The sequence below is a fragment of the Flavobacterium sp. T50_26 genome, assembly GCF_057652995.1.
The window spans coordinates 1-263 of the sequence record NZ_JBYFCC010000074.1 but is presented as its reverse complement, the minus strand read 5'-3'; the positions used below and the strand labels follow the sequence as shown (position 1 = coordinate 263).

Sequence of the window (263 nt, the reverse complement as noted above, 5' to 3'; positions counted from 1 at the left end):
TTATCAATCACTCGCGGCGTTGGTGGTAAGAATCTAATCGGAACAGTATTACTTTAATTATTTGGCGTTATCCGAACACATGAATTATTAGAAGCTAGAATAATAGACGGTGGTGTACAATTTTTTACCCGAGCAATTGATTTTGGTTTTTCAAAAGTTCCGTATGAAACCATTAAAATTTGGAATAAAAAAGAAGTACTAGAATATATTATTTACATTATCCGAAAATTTAAACCTGATGTTATCATTAATCGTTTTGACCA

Annotated in this window: 1 pseudogene; it reads left to right on the top strand. The window is 30.8% G+C overall.

The features are described from left to right. A pseudogene (locus tag AC23MC_RS16490) lies at nt 1-263 on the top strand (PIG-L family deacetylase); the annotation flags it as partial.